The organism is Natribaculum luteum, from assembly GCF_023008545.1.
Lineage (GTDB): Archaea > Halobacteriota > Halobacteria > Halobacteriales > Natrialbaceae > Natribaculum > Natribaculum luteum.
The window spans coordinates 15895-33191 of record NZ_CP095399.1; the positions used below are offsets into that span (position 1 = coordinate 15895).

The 17297-nt window shown below is 55.0% G+C and carries 13 protein-coding genes; 6 read left to right on the forward strand and 7 right to left on the reverse strand.

The features are described from left to right. Positions 1 to 299 precede the first annotated feature (299 nt). Positions 300 to 1298, reverse strand: coding sequence for a DNA methyltransferase (locus MU558_RS22670; RefSeq protein WP_246976842.1), 999 nt, complete (start codon positions 1296 to 1298; stop codon positions 300 to 302). 124 nt (positions 1299 to 1422) lie between these two features. Between MU558_RS22670 and MU558_RS22675 the strand changes: the two genes are divergently transcribed. Next, positions 1423 to 2781 (forward strand): hypothetical protein, encoded by a 1359-nt coding sequence (locus tag MU558_RS22675; RefSeq protein WP_246976845.1) that lies wholly within the window; start codon positions 1423 to 1425, stop codon positions 2779 to 2781. Beyond that, positions 2766 to 3383 (forward strand): hypothetical protein, encoded by a 618-nt coding sequence (locus MU558_RS22680; RefSeq protein WP_246976848.1) that lies wholly within the window; start codon positions 2766 to 2768, stop codon positions 3381 to 3383. The genes MU558_RS22675 and MU558_RS22680 overlap by 16 nt, the downstream gene beginning before the upstream one ends. On the opposite strand, the gene MU558_RS22685 is transcribed toward MU558_RS22680, so the two are convergent. The 4 genes from MU558_RS22685 to MU558_RS22700 all read right to left on the reverse strand — a co-directional run bounded on the left by MU558_RS22685 (position 3380) and on the right by MU558_RS22700 (position 11045). Then, complete coding sequence (locus MU558_RS22685) at positions 3380 to 6949, reverse strand: UvrD-helicase domain-containing protein (protein WP_246976851.1); 3570 nt, start codon at positions 6947 to 6949, stop codon at positions 3380 to 3382. The genes MU558_RS22680 and MU558_RS22685 overlap by 4 nt on opposite strands. After that, positions 6946 to 10362: a PD-(D/E)XK nuclease family protein gene (locus MU558_RS22690; RefSeq protein ID WP_246976853.1), complete on the reverse strand. Its 3417-nt coding sequence runs from the start codon at positions 10360 to 10362 to the stop codon at positions 6946 to 6948. The genes MU558_RS22685 and MU558_RS22690 overlap by 4 nt, the downstream gene beginning before the upstream one ends. Positions 10363 to 10473: 111 nt before the next feature. Continuing rightward, on the reverse strand, positions 10474 to 10674 hold the full coding sequence (locus MU558_RS22695) for a hypothetical protein (RefSeq protein ID WP_246976856.1): 201 nt from the start codon (positions 10672 to 10674) through the stop codon (positions 10474 to 10476). Positions 10675 to 10706: 32 nt separating this feature from the next. Then, positions 10707 to 11045, reverse strand: a complete 339-nt coding sequence (locus MU558_RS22700; RefSeq protein WP_246976858.1) for a hypothetical protein — start codon at positions 11043 to 11045, stop codon at positions 10707 to 10709. Between the two features lie 124 nt (positions 11046 to 11169). Here MU558_RS22700 and MU558_RS22705 point away from each other — a divergent pair, with 124 nt between their 5' ends. Then, a complete protein-coding gene (locus tag MU558_RS22705) occupies positions 11170 to 14139 on the forward strand; it encodes an N-6 DNA methylase (RefSeq protein ID WP_246976861.1) in 2970 nt (989 codons plus the stop codon). Positions 14140 to 14344: 205 nt separating this feature from the next. Here MU558_RS22705 and MU558_RS23595 read toward each other — a convergent pair whose 3' ends face one another. Together MU558_RS23595 and MU558_RS22710 are read right to left on the reverse strand one after the other, a co-directional pair. Next, positions 14345 to 14605, reverse strand: a complete 261-nt coding sequence (locus tag MU558_RS23595) for a DUF8139 family protein (protein ID WP_377071357.1) — start codon at positions 14603 to 14605, stop codon at positions 14345 to 14347. Between the two features lie 108 nt (positions 14606 to 14713). Further along, complete coding sequence (locus MU558_RS22710; RefSeq protein ID WP_246976864.1) at positions 14714 to 14935, reverse strand: winged helix-turn-helix transcriptional regulator; 222 nt, start codon at positions 14933 to 14935, stop codon at positions 14714 to 14716. A 192-nt stretch (positions 14936 to 15127) separates the two neighbouring features. Between MU558_RS22710 and MU558_RS22715 the strand changes: the two genes are divergently transcribed. From MU558_RS22715 to MU558_RS22725, 3 genes are all read left to right on the forward strand, one after another. Beyond that, positions 15128 to 15433 carry a hypothetical protein gene (locus MU558_RS22715; RefSeq protein ID WP_246976867.1) on the forward strand — a complete coding sequence of 102 codons (306 nt, stop codon included), beginning with the start codon at positions 15128 to 15130 and terminating at the stop codon, positions 15431 to 15433. After that, the gene (locus MU558_RS22720; protein WP_246976870.1) at positions 15430 to 16062 is read left to right on the forward strand and encodes a hypothetical protein; all 633 of its coding nucleotides are present in this window, start codon (positions 15430 to 15432) and stop codon (positions 16060 to 16062) included. The genes MU558_RS22715 and MU558_RS22720 overlap by 4 nt, the downstream gene beginning before the upstream one ends. A gap of 256 nt (positions 16063 to 16318) precedes the next feature. Continuing rightward, the gene (locus MU558_RS22725; RefSeq protein WP_246976874.1) at positions 16319 to 17185 is read left to right on the forward strand and encodes a DUF8008 family protein; all 867 of its coding nucleotides are present in this window, start codon (positions 16319 to 16321) and stop codon (positions 17183 to 17185) included. Positions 17186 to 17297: the final 112 nt, after the last annotated feature.

Here is a 17297-nt window from a genome sequence, read left to right on the forward strand (position 1 = left end):
ACCATTTTATTACGCCAACTCAACCAGTCCTGTAGTCGATGATGTACCAGCCGTCCTCTGGCTCGAACAGGAGGTCGATCTGGCCACGGACGTAGGTCCCAGTTGGTTCGTGGTAAGCGGTCAGCTAATACTCTGGAAAGATACCAGACGTATCGGAAGGGGAGCTCGGAAGCAATCGAAGTCCCTTCGAAGTTGTCGATGACATTCTCCAAATTATCGAGCACCTCGCCCTCGTATTGGTCGAAGAACGGGTCGACATTCAACTGGCCCTGAATGTACCGTTCTGAAGACGGGGCATTCTAATTTTCTTTTCGAAATATTAAGATATTTTGGTGTACCATCGATGGAATGTAGGAGAAAGGATAGCCGTATACGTGGAGATCTTTTGATGGATCGTACCAGATGAGGTTTGCCTTGAGTGTTAGCCCTACCTCTTGAATTGATCGCGCAAGATCTGCTGAAAGGAAGTTATAGGATTGCTCCCGGTACATATCGCCGATGAACACAGCGATATAACCGTCTTCTTTGATCACTGGCTTGAACTTCTCGAATTTAGTCTGCATATCGTCCAGCCACTCATCCTTCGTTTGGAGTGAGTTCGTGTTGAAGCCGCCCAGTTTACTTTCCCGCGTTTTGTTCACGTTCCGGGTCTGCTCGACCTTGTCCATCGACCAGTAGGGAACATCGGTTAGGAGAAAATCAACTGAACTATTCTCAAGTTCCGTGATCAGCTCTTCGCAGTCACCATGACGGATATCTTGGCTCTGGAGTTTTCCCTTTCCTGCTGCAGCCCGATCAGCGTTCTCAGCTTCGAGTACCTCTTCGTAGACTTCGATCCACTCGTCATTGATCTCGAAGCCGATCGCCTCACGGAAGCCGCTCCCTTCGTACTCGCAGAGACTTGCACCGAAGAGTGTCCCACCAACTCCAGCAAAGGGATCTAATATGACATCGCCAGCTTGGGTGAACCGCTGAATAATATCTGCACAGAGACGAGGGGGTTTCTGCCCGCCGTGTTGGCCCCGGAGCTCGTGCTGGAAGTCTGGTGGATACTGTTTATCGAGAACGGACTTGGTCGCAAACTTCCACTCTTTCCCCGTCAGGTCATTAATCGGATTACGCTCGTCGTAGATCCCGCGACCTTCGATGTACGTTTGATGATCAGCCAGCTCATCTGTATTGATGACCTCGCCGTCCTCAACAGGGAGTGTATCTTCTTTCGCTCGTGACTCGTCGAATTCCCCGTCATCAGTTGTGAAGAGGCGGCTCTGTTCATGCTGGTCCGGGTCCTCGCTCATGTACTGGTAATCTTGATCGGGATCTTATAAACGATAGCATCTTACTGAGACCGGCCACCCAGCTATAGATTCATATTTATATACCACATCATTTAAGCCAATGCTGTCTGTCATATCGATCACCTTGCAACAGGTCTACGCCTACTCGGATAACATCTTAGAGGGTGTGCGGTTTGCGGAAAACCTCGACGCACATAGCTCGCTACTCGATCTTACAGACGAGTCATTCGACGACCCGAGCCAGCCACGATATACGTTTTCCTCATCGGAGGGTGATACGATCGAACTCATCGTTCGAGGGCAGTATGATCACTGGACGCTTCCGGAGAGCGTCGAGAACGCTGTCACATACATCGGTCGCCCGGATATCGTACTCGTCGATTCAACGGGCGATCCGATCCTCGGCGGCGAATTCACCGATGCAGCTCCGATCGGGAACATGATCTATCAGCGGGAGGGTCGTCAAGTCGGTCTCCTCCAGGCTGGCTTTCCGACCGTCTATGATACCGCCTATACAGCGACTGACCGAACGAAGACTCCACCAGCGCCACGATTTCCACCAGCGACAATCGTTTTGCTCAGGTTGGCCTACTGCCAAAAGTTCGGCTTGCCAGCATTCCTGTGTTTCTACAAGGACGAGACTGGCGAAGCGCGAGCGAAAGAAAAGTACGAGGGCTATCCCCCGACACGGGACTACGATACCGGGACGAAATATCTTCACGAATACCTCAGCGCCCAACTCTTGGATGCGGTATACGGAACATATTCCGGAACGGTCGAAGATGCGCAGCGAGATATCCTGCGACACATGATCGAATACCTCCAGGACACGCCAGTTGTGCGCTCCAGTGCGTCGTCGAGACTTGAGAAAGACGTACCGGCATTGGCAAATCAGGCTCTAATCAATGGACAACAAGAGGAATTCATCGACCATCTCATCGAGGTGATCAACGGGCGAGAAGAACCCGATCCAGCATATGATATTACGGATATGGCCCCAGATCGGTTGGTTGAGTGGACAGGGGGCCACCACAAGAGGAAACCACTGAATGCAACCGTGTTAAACAGTAGCCTCAGCCCGAAGACCGTCGGATCTGGGCAAAACCCGTACATCGTCGCCGATACCCCTGCACTGATTGACGCAGTAAGTTCACGCTATCCTCCCCTCACGGGAGCGCTCCGTGAGCTGAATTCCGATCTTGAGACCGTCGTAATCACGATGAAGTTCTTCCAAAAGAAGCGGTCGAACTGTCTCGTGAAGGTCGATCCATACTCGGGTGCAATTGCTGCGTTTGGCGAGTGGCTCTCGCGTGATATCACCAACGAGAAAATCCGGAACGTGCTCGTGTACAGCCACTCGGGGTGCGCAGTGACCGACCTCGAAGTTAATAATAAACTCCACCGTTCCCTCGAAGAAACTGCTGACGTGGTCATCGTGTCAGTAGGCGACGACAACAACGCAGATCAATGGCACCTGATGTGAACCTCTCCGACGAGCCGTATCGTTCACCAAGCGAATACACCGATGAGGCGTCACTACTCCATCTCTGGCACCAGCTGGTCCGCAAGGAAAATTGGAAAGAAGACTACCTTGTGCCGCGTGGGTCTTCCTGGCCCAATATCCGTGTCTGGAACGGGGACAGCTTTGACATCGGATACGTGAACAAAAACGATGCCCGTGTGAATCTCATCGTTCAATCGCCAGAGCCACCCTTTGACTTTGTGATTGGCTACTGTATCGGCAACGAATTGGATCGTGAGCCGTCCGATGCTCGATTGGTGAGCAAGATTAGGAAGGCATACGAACGGACAGAAGAGACCCTATCGGACATCTCTGATGTGTTTGATGACTCAACAACGGTCTACCGCGCACTCGTCATGGCAAAAGACCCTGCCGTCGGAAACCCTGAGAGTGAGGCAGATCTCTGGGAAGATATCCTGTTCAATTCGCTAAAACAACCGCAGAAATCCTTCATGTACCTCACTGTGCCTGACGATGATTCGGGAGTTGAACGCTTAGTTCGGTATCACCCGAACTTCCCTTCGGACGGGCGTTCGGAGCTCGAGTCGCTTCTTACGGACTAGTCATCCCACACGTGGCACCGGTCCATATATGGACACGTTCCACAGCGCGTCGTAATGTCGGGGTCCACGTCATCCTCAGGAGCGGGGCTCGGCTTTGCCTGTAACCCCTTCTCCCCGATGTCGAGATGCCGATCGAGCCGCGAGAGCTCCTCTTCGAACATTCCAGCATCGACATCGACCGTCTCCTCGGACACCTCTGGGTGGATGTAGATGAGATGCGTGTCCGCGAGCGTAATGTCCTCGAAGTTATTCTCGAGAAGCCACGCATAGCTCGCGAGTTGGTAACGATACGTGTCGCTCACGTATTCACCCTTCTTAGCAACACGACCAGTCTTGTAATCGATTACGTGCCAGCCGTCCTCTGCCTCGAATAGGAGATCGATCTGGCCACGGACGTAGGTCCCAGTGGGTTCGTGGTAGGCGGTCAGCTCGTATTCAGGCAGTATACCTGAGGTATCCCGGGGGAGGTTCGACGAGACAGCAGTACTGTCGAAGTTCTCGATGACGTTCTCGAGTTCGTGGAGAACCTCGCCTTCGTATTGATCGAGGAACTGCTCTGTACTTGACTCACCGTGCACGTAACGTTCGAGCGCTTTGTGAGCAGTATCCCCCCACGTGTCCCTTTCCAGACTTCCGGGCGGCTCTGCCCCCGGTGGAGTCGGAGAGCGGATCGTACTGACGTTCTGGAGCATTCGGTACTGGAACCGGAGGGGACACTCACTCAAGTCGTGGAGGGAGGTCGGATTGATGACCCGAGGCATGAAGTCCTCCGTAACGTCGACCACGTCGTGTGTGAGGTCCGTCTCGATCCCGGCGTTAATTTCCTCTACGCCAATCGGGTCTTCCTCGACATATTCGCCAGGGTCGATCATGTCTACGGCGATCGTCGTATGCCTGTGAACAGTCTCGCCGTCATCCTCCCACTCAAGCGGGAGATTGTATTCACCCTGTTGCCAACCATCGGTGGGGCAGAGGAATTCTCGCATCGCTGCCGCCCACACGGTGTACTGATTAGGCCACCATCGACTGCCGTTGCTGGTGCCGAAAATAACGTGATCCGATGCACGGGTGAACGCGACGTAGAGGGTTCGCCAGAACTCGGCCAGTTCTTCTCGAATGTGGTCATTAAGCGGGTGCGGATACTGGAGATCCCCTGTGTTGTTATTCCGATTCTGACCGATCCAGATAGTCCCCCGGTCGTCGTCCTCAATGTACGAACCCCCAGGTCCGGCACCCTGGGTTATCGCGTTATGTGGCCCGGTGACCGGATGGAGTGCCGCCCCCTGGCGGCGACTCAGTTGGAGTCGATCCGTATGTGGGAACGCTATCCCTGGACGGATCATGTCTGGCAGCACGACGATAGAGTATTCGAGCCCCTTCGACTGGTGAACGGTCGTCAGCCGTACCGTCTCGTCAGAGTCATCGTCCGCGATTTGGGCTACTCCGTAGTCTCCGTCGTTGTTCAGGGCACGGGAGCGAAGTCGTGTGAGCTGTCGGAGGAACTCCTGATACGAGAGTAATTCCTCTTCCTCCCAATCGTTGACGACCTCGGTCAGCAACCAGAGGTTTGCGTACTTCTGCTTCCCGCTAACGTCACCCAGGACGATCGCGTCGAAAGCCGTATGACGGATTATATTCTGGATGAGCGAGGCCTTCGAGGACTCCCGTTCCCATCGGAGGTCGTCCCGGAGCTTGACGAGCTTGTCTAGCCGGTCTCGGTCCTCCTCTGGGAGCTCTTCTGGCCAGTCTTCGTCTTCTTTAAGAACATTCGAGAGGTAGAAACTCTCGCTGGCCAGATATCGAAGGCTTTCGTCGGAGATGGCAGTGACGGGAGACCGAAGAATTCGGATGAGCGAATCCTTGGAGTGCGGGTTGGCGAACCAATCCAGAACGTCGATGAGAAGACGCACCTCAGGCTCGGCGAAGAGGCCCTCGGAGACGTCGATGGCGCAGTCGACACCGTAATCGCGCAGCGCTTCGGCGTACTGCTCCATGTACGTTCGCCGCTGGAAAAGGAGCGTGACATCGCCCGGAATCGGATCGCGTGGCTCCGGATCGTCGAAGACGTCCGAGTCCTCGTCAACGACCTGTAGCTGGTTCTCACTCAGAATGCCACTAATTGCCTGGGCCACGCGCTGGGGTTCTTGAGCGAACCAGTCGTCCTTCGAGCTTGCACCCCCGAGGTTGAGGACGTGAAGGTGGGACTGGTCGATGTCTGCTTCATACCGATTCCGTCTCGGATTAAGTGGCTCGAATGGGATATTGAAACGACCAATATCGCCCCGAGCGTTGTCGTTGAAGATGCCGTCGAACAGGTGATTCGCCGACTCGACGAGATCCGGATGGCTGCGGAAGTTCGTTTGGAGTGGCAGATATGCCAGTCCATCTGCTTCCAGGAACTCGTCCGGACCTTCCGCGTCGCTATCCGCGTGCTCGATTATATCTGCGAAGATGCCCGGCTCGGCAGACCGCCACTGGTAAATTGACTGCTTGACGTCCCCGATGAGCATGAGCTGGGTTCGGGGCGAAGTATTATCGATGAACCTGCAGAGAATCCGGCACTGCGCGTAGTTCGTGTCTTGGAATTCGTCGATAAAGAGATGGTCGAAGCGGTCACTGAGACTTTCGGCCCACTCGCTGTCCGGGTTCTCGCTCAGATAGTTCCATACGTGGTATGTGATGTCTGTATGCGACAGCAGCCCTTCCTTTACTGTCTTTTCTTCGTACAGTCGGTCGAACTCCCGAAGCACCTCGCTGAACGCCTCGACCACTTCGAGATTCGTGTCGTAGATGTCATTCGCGTGCTCAACCAAGTCTCTGGTTGGTTGCGTATTAGTCCCTGTCAGGGATCGAATAATATCTTGGACCGCATCGTTATCGAGAGGCGGCTCGTGACCCTGGTGGATCGTGTGGACGAGCGCTGACTCAAGCTCCTCAGCAGCCTCGTCAATAGTCCAGCAGAACTCCCTGCTCTTACTATGAACCGTTTCCAACAGCGTCTGGACGTTGTCCGGGGGATACGTTCTCCAGCTCTCGTCGGGGTATGCCTCGTCGAGGGTATTGATGAGGTCTGCAATATGGTCATCCTCTTGCAGCTCCTCCATTATTTCATCGTAGAGATCCTCGTCCTCCAGTCCCTCGCGAATCTCGAAGGCTGGCGAAATTCCCATCTCAACTGCGACTTCCTTAAGCAGGGTGTGAGTGAACGAATCGATAGTCTCAATATAGCTCTCCGTTTCGATCCATCGCCAGAGATCGTTATCCAGAGAGACGTCGGCCGCCTGCTCGTGCTGTCGAAGTCGACGTTTGAGTTTGGTCTTGAGTTCGCTCGCAGCGTCCTTGGTGAAGGTCGTAACGAGGATATCGTCCATCGGGTTCCCATCTTCCTCGTGGTACTTTTCAAGGACAGCCTCGGCGACGATGTCGATGAGGGTGGTGGTCTTACCGGTCCCTGCTCCGGCTCCAACGACCACCCGACCTCCGCCATCGTGGTATTCGTCGAAGACTGGTTGTTGGTCCGCTTCCTCCAAGTCGTGCGAATCTTCCGGTGTTTCAAGATACGTCATAGGTCTGCCCTCTCAGGAACAAGGCACATGTCTTTGTACACGCAGCTATCGCAGCCATCCAGCTGTACAAATCCTGGATCAACTTCAAATGTGAGGTCGTCCGCAGTCATCTCGCTCAGGTGGTCGCTGAGGTCACTATCTCGGGCACTCTGCCGCGAGTACCACGCTCGTCTCGATAACGGATTGGGGTCGTCCTCTAGGTGACGTTCCGGATCGTTTTGGAGCGATTCTCGGAACGCATTAATATGCCCCTGCTTGATAATCCCGTATCTACTGTCCGGACCTCGATTGTAGTGGTCCTGATAGATGACTCCCGCAAGACTCGACTCTACGTTGGTCAGGGTATGGAGACGGTGGTCGAGGGTAAATTTCGTTTTCCGGGAACAGTCGTCGACGTTCCCGCACGACTGACACAGAGAGTCGCAGTCTTCATCCCGGAATGCGCGGTCGTAGGAGTCCCAACAAGCCTTGATTGCCTTCTCTGCGTAGGAGGGATGACGAACATTTAGGACCGGTAGAGCGTAGCCATCGTCATTGTTGAGGATATCCCGTCGGTAGCCACCGATTCGAACATCCGTGCCGTCGATGGTCTCCGTCTGACTTTCTGCCCAAGTCCACTGTCGGTCAACCTCCGCAGCGCCCTCGAGCTCGTGCTGAACCAACTCCCATTCGTTCTTCAGCGCTGGGAGGAGCTGGTAGCGTTTGCTCTGCAGGTCGTCCTGATCATCGAACCACTCCTCCAGCTCATCGAGGTCATCGAACTGATGAGCCAGTTGATACCGATCCCGGATCTTCTCGTTGATGATGGATTCCCAGGCCTCGTCGAGATAGGGGCTGGTGTACTGGTGACGGATGACCTGCGGTAGTCGTCCGACCCGATGGTGTGGTCGACTACTGGAGTAGTATGGGATCTCGTCCCGCTGGACTGAGTCGCCCTCGTAGTTGAACAGCAGTTGATAGAAGTAGTATTTCAGCTGGCACTGGCTGAAGAGGTCGAGTTCGTGGGTACGAATCGGTTCGCTAACCACATCTGCCAGATCCAGATCGTTCTCGAATGCAGGCTCGTCGGTGGAGACTGAGATTTCCGTGGGAGGCCGTACATATCGATCGTATCGCGGCATCGTCTCCTGCTCCACGATATCCCGATCGGTACGAGCAGCAATTTCCCGAACGTCCTGGGTCGTAATGGCCGGGCGACGCATCGGCCAGAGACGCTCCGTGTGGTGATAGAGGAGCCGGAGCCTGTCCTTCTCGGAGACGTTCACCGCCATGTCTTCCCACGTAGCGCCATCCGGCTCGTCCGGCGTTGCTTCCTCGGGCTGGGGCAACCACTCGTCGACTCGAACTCGCTCGGCGAGGTCGTTCGTGGGCAGCAAGTCGACGAACGGCGACCACTCCACTGTATTCCCCTCTGAGTCCTTGTAGTGGTGGAGCAGCGTTATTTCGGCGTCGCTGGCCCGCATCACGTTCTCGTAGTAGTCGAGATCGATGTTGTATTGGGTTCGGCTGGACTGGAGACGGAGGAAGGGATAATCTCCAGTCTCCGAGCGTTCTGCGACTTCGTCTCGGAGCTCGTCATGGAGGAACGACGCTGGCTCGTTCTCAACCGGGAACTCTCCAGTCGAGACGCCGAGGAGATAGACGTAATCCGCTTCGACGAAGTGAGCGTCGCCAGCATCCATTACACGGACAGCGTTGGCGTCGGTGTGGGTCTTCCCGATGGTCTGGCTACCGATGACCTCGGTGATTGCACGGTTGACCTCTTCCCACCCGGAATCAACGTCGAATATATCCTGTATGTATTCGTAGTACTGGCCCGCAGCTGCTGCGAGTTGGTAGACCTCGGACGCATGTGAGGTTGAGTGGGTCTCGGTGATGCGAGTTCGCTTTAGGTCGACTCCAGGCCCGTCAGGACGGTTACGTTCCCGCGTGACCGTGAGGTAGATGTGACTCCCAAGGAGGGTGCGAAGGAGACCACGGAGCTGAGGACCTGTTTCCGGGGCACCATCCCGCTGTGAGGCGATCCAGTCCATGTAGTCCTTCATAAGATCCCAGGCCATATCCCAGCCAGTTGCCGACTCAACCTCGGCTCGCCATTCCGAGAAACTCCGCCATCCGTCACTCTCCTCCCACTTGTGCAACCGCTGTTCCAAATAGAGGAAGACACGCTGAGGGAGCGGCCAAATCGAGCTGTTCGCTTCTGGGTGACAGAACCCCAGTCGGAGAGGTGCCGTCACGTCATCGTAAGAAATCTCCTGGTCCTCTGACGCTGCCTCAACCAGCCGGAACGTAGCGTCGATGAAGCGATATCCGGCGGCATGGGCGAGGGGTTCCTTGGTCTCGATGTGGTACGGGATCTGGTTCGTTTCGAAGATGTCCTCGATAGCGGCTTGATACCGGTCGGCGCTACGAGTGAGGACGAGAATGTCCTGTGGGTCGGCACTGTCAGCCAATTTTTCGCGAATATCCTTGACAACGTACTCAACCTCCCGTCGTCGTTCCGGTGCTTCGATGAAGTCCACTGTACCAGGAAGATCCACTTCGTTCCCGACTGCTGCATCGAAGAGCGACTGGCCAGACTCGTCTGGGATAGACCACTCTGGATCGTCGTCGAAGGATTGATCTCGTATTGTTTCCAGCCGTTCCTTCTGCCGTTTGTAACTCCCTTTTCCGAGGTAGAAGTGAAGGTCAGTCCCATCGATGTTGTCCTCAATTTCCAGGAGGAGGCGTAGTGTCGGATTGTCGAAGGTGCTGATAGTAGCAACACCCAGCCAGTTGGTCTCGCCGAAAACGTCATTCCAACAGTCTTCGACTCTTTCTCGTGCAGCGCGAACCAGGTGACTCCGTGAAACGTAGATTTGTTCTCCGAGATCCGACACCAAATCTTCCAAAACGATAGTTAGCTCCCTGAACTGATTGAGACGCCGTTGCCCAGTCTGTTGCGCGTAGACGTTCGAGAGATCCCTTGCGATTGATTCGAGTTCGTCGTGGTCTCGGCCCGCGTCTGTACAGCGGTAGTAGTCGTTGAGTTCGTTATAGAGAGACTCCAGCGTCTCATCATTCGAGTATGGGACCGTCTCGGCGAACTCCTGCAGTGACTCATTATATTCGCCATCGATAGCACGGTCGAAGATCTCCTCTATCAGCCGGGTAATAAGCTCGTCAGAAAGGTCGTTTGGCTCGATTCCTGTATCCGCTTCGATGAGACGCCCCGCAATCTCGTCGATAGTGGTTAGCGATGCAGTCTCCCCAAGTTGAGTCCCTTCTCGGGTCAGTTTTTCGTGTAAGTTTCGTCGACTCAGTCCTTCGCCAACGATACATAGTCGCTCTGAACTACGTGATGGTTGGCTGGGATCCTGTGAATCCTCGATTAGAGAATCAACCGGTGGTCCGGCATGGAGGGTAACAGCCATGTAATAGACAGATATACCAACACCGGATAAAGATACCGTTGGACCTACATGTCGAACGTAGCTCAGGGTTATGGTTTCAAGTACCCACTTGAAGTCTCACCCGTCCATCGACTAACTTTCTTCTACTGCCTCAACGATCCGGTCGTAGAGCTCCCGGTCGTGCTGTTTTAAGATGTGGAGATCTTCCTCGAAGGATTCTATCTGTTCTTCAATGTCTGCCCGCATCTTGTTAGGGTGGTACGTGAGGTTCTTGTATTCCGATTGAACAGCCTCCCGTTGGCTTTCCGTAAGTATTCCACGACGTTTCTCCATTGCTCATGATTTTACCCCCCTGCGTCAAAGGTCTAATTATCAATAGGCACCAGCGCTGTCTTCGATACGTCCCGCTCGAGTTTGTCCTGAACCGGGGGTGCAGGGAGGTATGCAGTCTCGCCGTCTACTTCGACCTCCATCAGGAGCCCCTCCTCCATATACCATTGTAGTACATTAGCGAGTTGAACATCTTTCCCAGTAGTTCGACGGAGTGCCTCAGGGGATATGTCGTGGTCGTCACACCAGTCTCGCGCGGTTGAATAGAGGTACTCGTAGAGTTCGTCCGCTGTGTCTTCTTCCAGTTCCGTGAGGAGTCGAGCATAGTCAGACTCTTTGTCGTCGCTCCAGATCTCAAGCTCGATTACTGCCATAGAAGGAGAGTAACTCGCGATTCACTAATAGTTTACTGTATATGGTAACTAAGCTCTCGAAACTCTATATGGTAATGGGCCCCTCGACAAAACTAAGTGGGGGTGACTTTACAGTGAGAGATAGATGCCGGATCTCTCAGATTTCACTGATGAGGGCACCGACGATACAACAGATATGATTGAGGACTACCTGACTGGCAAAGAAATTGCGGACGAACCAGAGAACAAACTCCGAAATCGATTCATTCAGCACCTCATTGAAGAACGCGGCTTCGATGAGGACACGCTGAAGACGGTTCCAGAGTGGCGGGTTCCCCCTCGGCCGTCCGGTTCAAGGAACAGTAGTGCGGCGAAACGCCCCGATTTCGTCTATTTCGACGGCCCGAATCACAATGAGAGTCCGGACCGAATCCACACCGTCGGCGAAACGAAAACCCGAGTTACCGAGGGTGATTCGGCTCACGAGGCGGCGGAGAGCCAGGTGAAGTGGTACCTGACGAACGAATCTCAGGCGGAGTATGGAATCGCCGTCAGCGACATGGAAGACCCGTTTAAGGTCACTGTCTTCGCTGATACCAAGGACCAAGCGGGAAAGAAGAACGTCACTCAGGTCGACTTCGATCCACCGCTGCCGGGCGAAGAACTCGACGTAGATGCGAGCACCACCATCGGGGATCTGGAGCCGTTTGAGGAGAACCCAAAAGAACTCACATCGGACATCCGGGACTACGTCCACTCGCATGACGGGAGTGCCACCGACGACCTGACGATGGCAAAGCAATGGGCGTACATGATCCTCACCAAGCTGAAGGACGAGGAGAAGCCCCCGTCCGAACGGCCCGCCCTTCACATCCGCGAAGGCGATGACCCCGAATCTGTCGCTAAGCGCGTGGATCAGCTGTTCAAACGGGAAGTCCTAGACAGCCACCCAGCGGTCTTCGGGACTGCCCCCGACAAGGATACCTGGGAAATCCAGTTCGACGATGAGACCAAGCGGTACATCGTCAGTAAGCTCCAGGATTACTCGCTCCAGAAGACTGACGCGCTGCTAATGCGGGAGGCATTCGAGGTCTTCATTACGGACGCTGTCAAGGGCGACGAGGGGCAATTCTACACCCGTCGGAACCTCTGCGAGGGAATGGCCCGAGCGACCTCACCCAGCCCGGATGACAACATCGGTGATCTCGCTGCGGGGACTGGGGGACTCATCGGTGCAGGCATCGAGGAGGTCTCAAAGAAGATCGAAAAACGGCTCATCGAACGTGGACAGGAAGACCGTTACGCACTGGAACTGCGACAGTTCATCCAGAGTCACGTCTTCGGCGTCGACAAGGCACACTTCGCCGTCGACCTGATGGAAGCCGAGCTGGAAGCGATGGCGGAGACAGCCCCGAACGTCTACCGGAACGACAGTCTCAGCTACCACCGCTGGGACGAACAGCCACTCCCGAAGGGACGATTCGACATTTTGTTCGCGAATTTTCCATACGGGAGTGGTCTGACGAAAAGTGATACAACTGATCTGCGGGAATACGAGCTTGGTTACAAGTGGGAAAGCACCGATGGTGACAACGGTCCACGCGAGCTGACCGACGTGACGGGTATCGGCCCCTCGACTGCTGAGGACCTCCGAGACGCCGGGTATGAAGACATCGGAGACGTGTATGAGGCGGACGTCCAAGAGCTCGGTGAGATCCAGGGAATCGGCTCGGTGACGGCCGAAAAGATTCTCAATGACATCTCCGAGGAAGACGTAGAGGAGCTCCGTGGCGAAGCTGACGATGAGAAACAGGAGCCGTTCGTCCAGACGAGCCAGATCCGCGACGAGCAAGAAATTAGCATTCTCTTCATGGAGCTATACCACGAGATGCTGAACGAAGGCGGACGGGCGGCCATCGTCTTCCCAGAGACACACCTGGTGACGGACGACTACGTCGCCTACTGGCTTCGTCGCAATTTCCGTGTCCATGGTGTCTGGGATCTGCCGGACCAGATGTTCCAGCCACACACGCACGCGAAGATGGTCGTGCTGTTCTTGGAGAAGCCGCCCGCCGACGTGAATCCCCGCGAGGAAGACTACCCGATCTTCATGGGGACGATTGAGCAGGTCGGCCACAACCAGCGCGGTAACTCGCTGTTCAAGCGAGACGAGAACGGTGATATCGTCCGTGACGAGAATGGACACCGGGTTCGGAAGGATCACATCCCGGACATGGCTGAGGTGACTCTCGACTGGTTCAGCAAGGCCAAAGATTTCGTCGAGGACGCTGAGGCCGATCGGTCTTACTTTGAGGATCCCGAGGCGGAACCGGATCTGGAAGGCACCGACCTAGACGAAGAACAGGTAACGACTATCTGGAACAGCGAAGTCGAGGACGACACCCTCATTCCCCGTGCCTACCAGCGTCAGCCCATCGAGCGGGCTCGGAAGTGGGCCGAGGAGCATGACTGCGAACTCGTCCAGCTGAGCGAGCTAATGGAAGAGGGCGTCGTCGAGGCTTTCACCGGGCATGGCGGGGTCAAAAAAGAGTGGTATAGCTCCGACAACGAGATCCCGTACATCAACACGAGTCGGGTCAGCAAGTTCGAGGTCGCCACTGTCGGAAACCACGTCAAACGTGTGCCTCAGGAAGTTTATGATAGCAAGAAAGAGAAACTCAAGATCCAACCCGGAGATATCTTCATCGTCAAGCGCGGAGAGAACTACATCGGCAACGTCGGGATCGTCCACCCGGCACACATCCCGTTGCTGTCAGCCGCTGAGAACGATATCCTCCGCGTGAACGAGGACAACGAGTATAATCTGACCCCTGCAGTGCTTCTATATCTACTCTCTCAAGATATTGTGACCGACCAACTCCAGTCCAAGCACGAATACGAGACCATCATCTGGAATGTGAGCGACCGCTACCAGGAAGTCTATCTGCCGATTCCGCAGGACGAAGAGTTCCGCAAGGAACTAGATGAAGCCGTCCAGAAGCGGGCTGAAGGCTTTGGGACGCTTGTCGAGTCCATAGATTCAAAAATGGAGCGTGTCGGGCAGGAGTCTGAGGAGAACACCGTAGAAGAGCAGGTGGTTCAATCCGAGGATTAAGGGTGTCCTCGATTCCAGAAAAATACTCACGTCAGATTTAAATTTAAAAATAACAACTATATCTCTTCAACATTTTCGACACTCTTGATTTGGCTCTGGTGAATCGCGAGACAGCGCCGACTTGGTCCGTTACAACTAGGGAGTTGAAGCGGGAAACGGCGGATGCTTTATGTCCAAAATTTCGGTTGTGTTGGGACAGGACCCACTATTTGTCGACCTCAACCGGGACAAGATCGTGGTGACGGAATGTGAGTGTGAGAGTCTCATCTGTTTCCAGAACTCTGAGAGAGTATGAATACGCATCAAGCTCTCGTCCAGTATCTGAATCGAGATCGTCAGTATGGATATCTGTAACTTCACACCTGGTGTTATGATACCGCTCATCTGGGTCGTCAGGCCCAAGATATATTTGAACCCTCTCTCCTTGCGAATATGGTCTTGTGGCCGGTTGTGGGATATCGCTCATTGGCTTGAGATGATGTTCACAGTGGTGTCTGTACGATGACTATCCGCCATATCAATAGTGACTGACTTGGTATCGAACCAAGTTTCGAGGTCTAACAGCGGTTGCTGGTTACTTATCGTGATCACGCTCCGGCACTTCGTCTTCGTTGATCTCATAGATTCCATGGCCCAGTGGTTTGACAATATTGTCCTGTTTCAGACGCCCAAGTCGCTCTCGGACGTACTGCGAAGAGTAGTCCGCTTCTTCAGCGATAAGTGGTGCATTTGCACGTCCTTCGCGAAGCACGTCGAGGATCGCCCAATCAGCGTCGCGCATATCGTCTGCGTCCATAGATTTGGTTGCTATACTCATTGGTGTATGATAAGTTGGTGGCAATGGCCAAAAACCTACTGGTGATAACCTACAACCAATAGGTTTAATAGATTAGCTAATAGAGTAGTAACTGTGAGGCGCAGGGTGGCCGGGAGAACCGATTCTCGGCCGGGTGCTGGAACACCCGACCTGTGTCCCAAGGTAAGGACAATGAGCATTCAACCACGAACCCAAAAGACGGTTTCGGAAGCACAGACTACCGACCCACGCGCTGACTACATCTCCGTCGGTATCGACACGGAAGGCGCACACCACGTCTACCGGACGACCGACGAGTCCGTTCACGTTATCAAGAACGGCGAGCGCACCGTCCGCTACGACCTCGAGGTCGTCGAGAAGACGATCGACGACTGGATCGACTACATTGCCGACCGCCGCGGCGGCTTCGAAGTGCAGTACCTGTTCAAGACGATGGCTGACGCGATCGTCGGCGCTGTCGAGGTGGGCGATCAATGACGACCGTCAATGATCACGAAGCTGTCGTAAAGCGTGCCGAACAACTCGAGCGCAAAGGCGCTCTCGAGATGCGCCTGCGAGCGGAGTCCCGCGCCGTCGCCAGCCACGAACTGGGCGACATCGAAGCGACCGACGGCTCGGAGATCATTATCGCCGACGACGATATCCGATCCCACACTCTCGAGACCGAGGACGGAATTCTGCTCATCGATGCCGATGACGATTCACGTATCGCAGCCGACGGCGGTTGCGACCAGTCCACCGAACCGACCGTCGAATTCGTGTTCGAGTACACGACGATCAACGGCCGTCGCCGCCGGGTGATGGTTGTCCCCGATACCGGTGGCGAAGCCTGGCGGATCGAACACGAACGCCGCAATAGCAACTGGAGAGAAACAGGTCGCGAACCGATTACCGAAGTCGATCTTCACGTACAGGGACGGCCCAGCGAGCACGACCCCAGTGAACTCGAGCACCAAAGACAGTCTGCCGTGCCCGATGGCGGCCACATGAACCGTGAGACGTTCCTCACCGAGCAGAGACATTACTGCGATATCTGCGAGTGTCCATTCGACTCGCTCACCACGCTGGCAAGCCATGACTGTCGACTCCAATCCGAGGGTGGCTAGCTGATCCAGTACACCTCCTCGGATCACGTTGACTTATCGAGCGCAGTAGGCCATACTCCGCCACTCGAGACGGAGCCACCAACCCCGGCAGATCGACATCGGTGTTCCTGAACACGAAGACGTCTTCCGGGGAGACGGCCACTTCGCTTCCTCGAGACGACTCTCGAGTCGGTAGTCTACTGCTCTACCAGCGTTCCCGACATCGACCAGCAGCGCGAGTCGAATCGCCCGACAATGCCACTGAATCCAGAACCAAATGAACGCGAACACAGACTGTCCCGGACCTGATGCACAGACACTCCAAACACTTGCCGACGAACTCGAGCGCCTTCGCGAGCGCGTCACAACCCTTGAGGATGAACTCTCCCGAAAGGACGACCGCATCGGTCACCTCGAGGCCGAACTCGAGGAGGCCCACCGAGAAAACAAGGATCTCGAAGCACGGCTTGAGGACTTAGAAGAATCACAGACTCCCATCGAAGCACGGCTGGACGCCCACGAGAAGAAACTCAACGCCAACAAAGACCGTGTCGGTGAACTCCAGGCACGAGAACTCGAGAAGGGTGCACACCTCCTTGAGGAACACATCGATAATGGGGAGATCGACGTTGTGGATGGCCGCCTCGAGCGCATCCGCAAAGACGATGGTGGGAGCTATTTCCGATTGCCTGAGAGTGACGATCCACTCGATCGTGGTGGCGATGTCTCCCTCTCGTATGGAGATCTGCTCCCACTCCAGCAGCTCGCGAAGATGGACGAGGATATGCTCCGTGCAACGACATCATCGCTTCCGTCACGGCTCGCTGCAAAGCTCTGGAAGGCACGCACCGATCCCGCGGTTGGTGACAACCCCTGGCGGAAAGGCAGCACAAGCGTTCGAGAGTACGTCACTGCCGGCGATATGAAACACTGGATCCGACGGCAGGAGAAGGGCATCAGTGACGACTACGCGAAGAAGCTGGTCTCGCGAACGATCGATGCGTTACTCAATCTCTCGAAAAGCAGGCTGGCTGTCAAAAAGCGGACACAGCGCAAGAACGGCCTCAAGTACACGGAACGACGCGTCTTGTTGATGGACGACGTTGACATCCCCGGTGAAATGGCCGGCTCCGGAGACACCTGACGTCGACGGTTGCGGGTGTCGCCGGACTACCCATAACCCCTGAGAAGGGTCTCACTCTATCCGCCCACCTAATATCCAGCACAAGAGCGGTTGTACGCAGTGTACTGTTAGT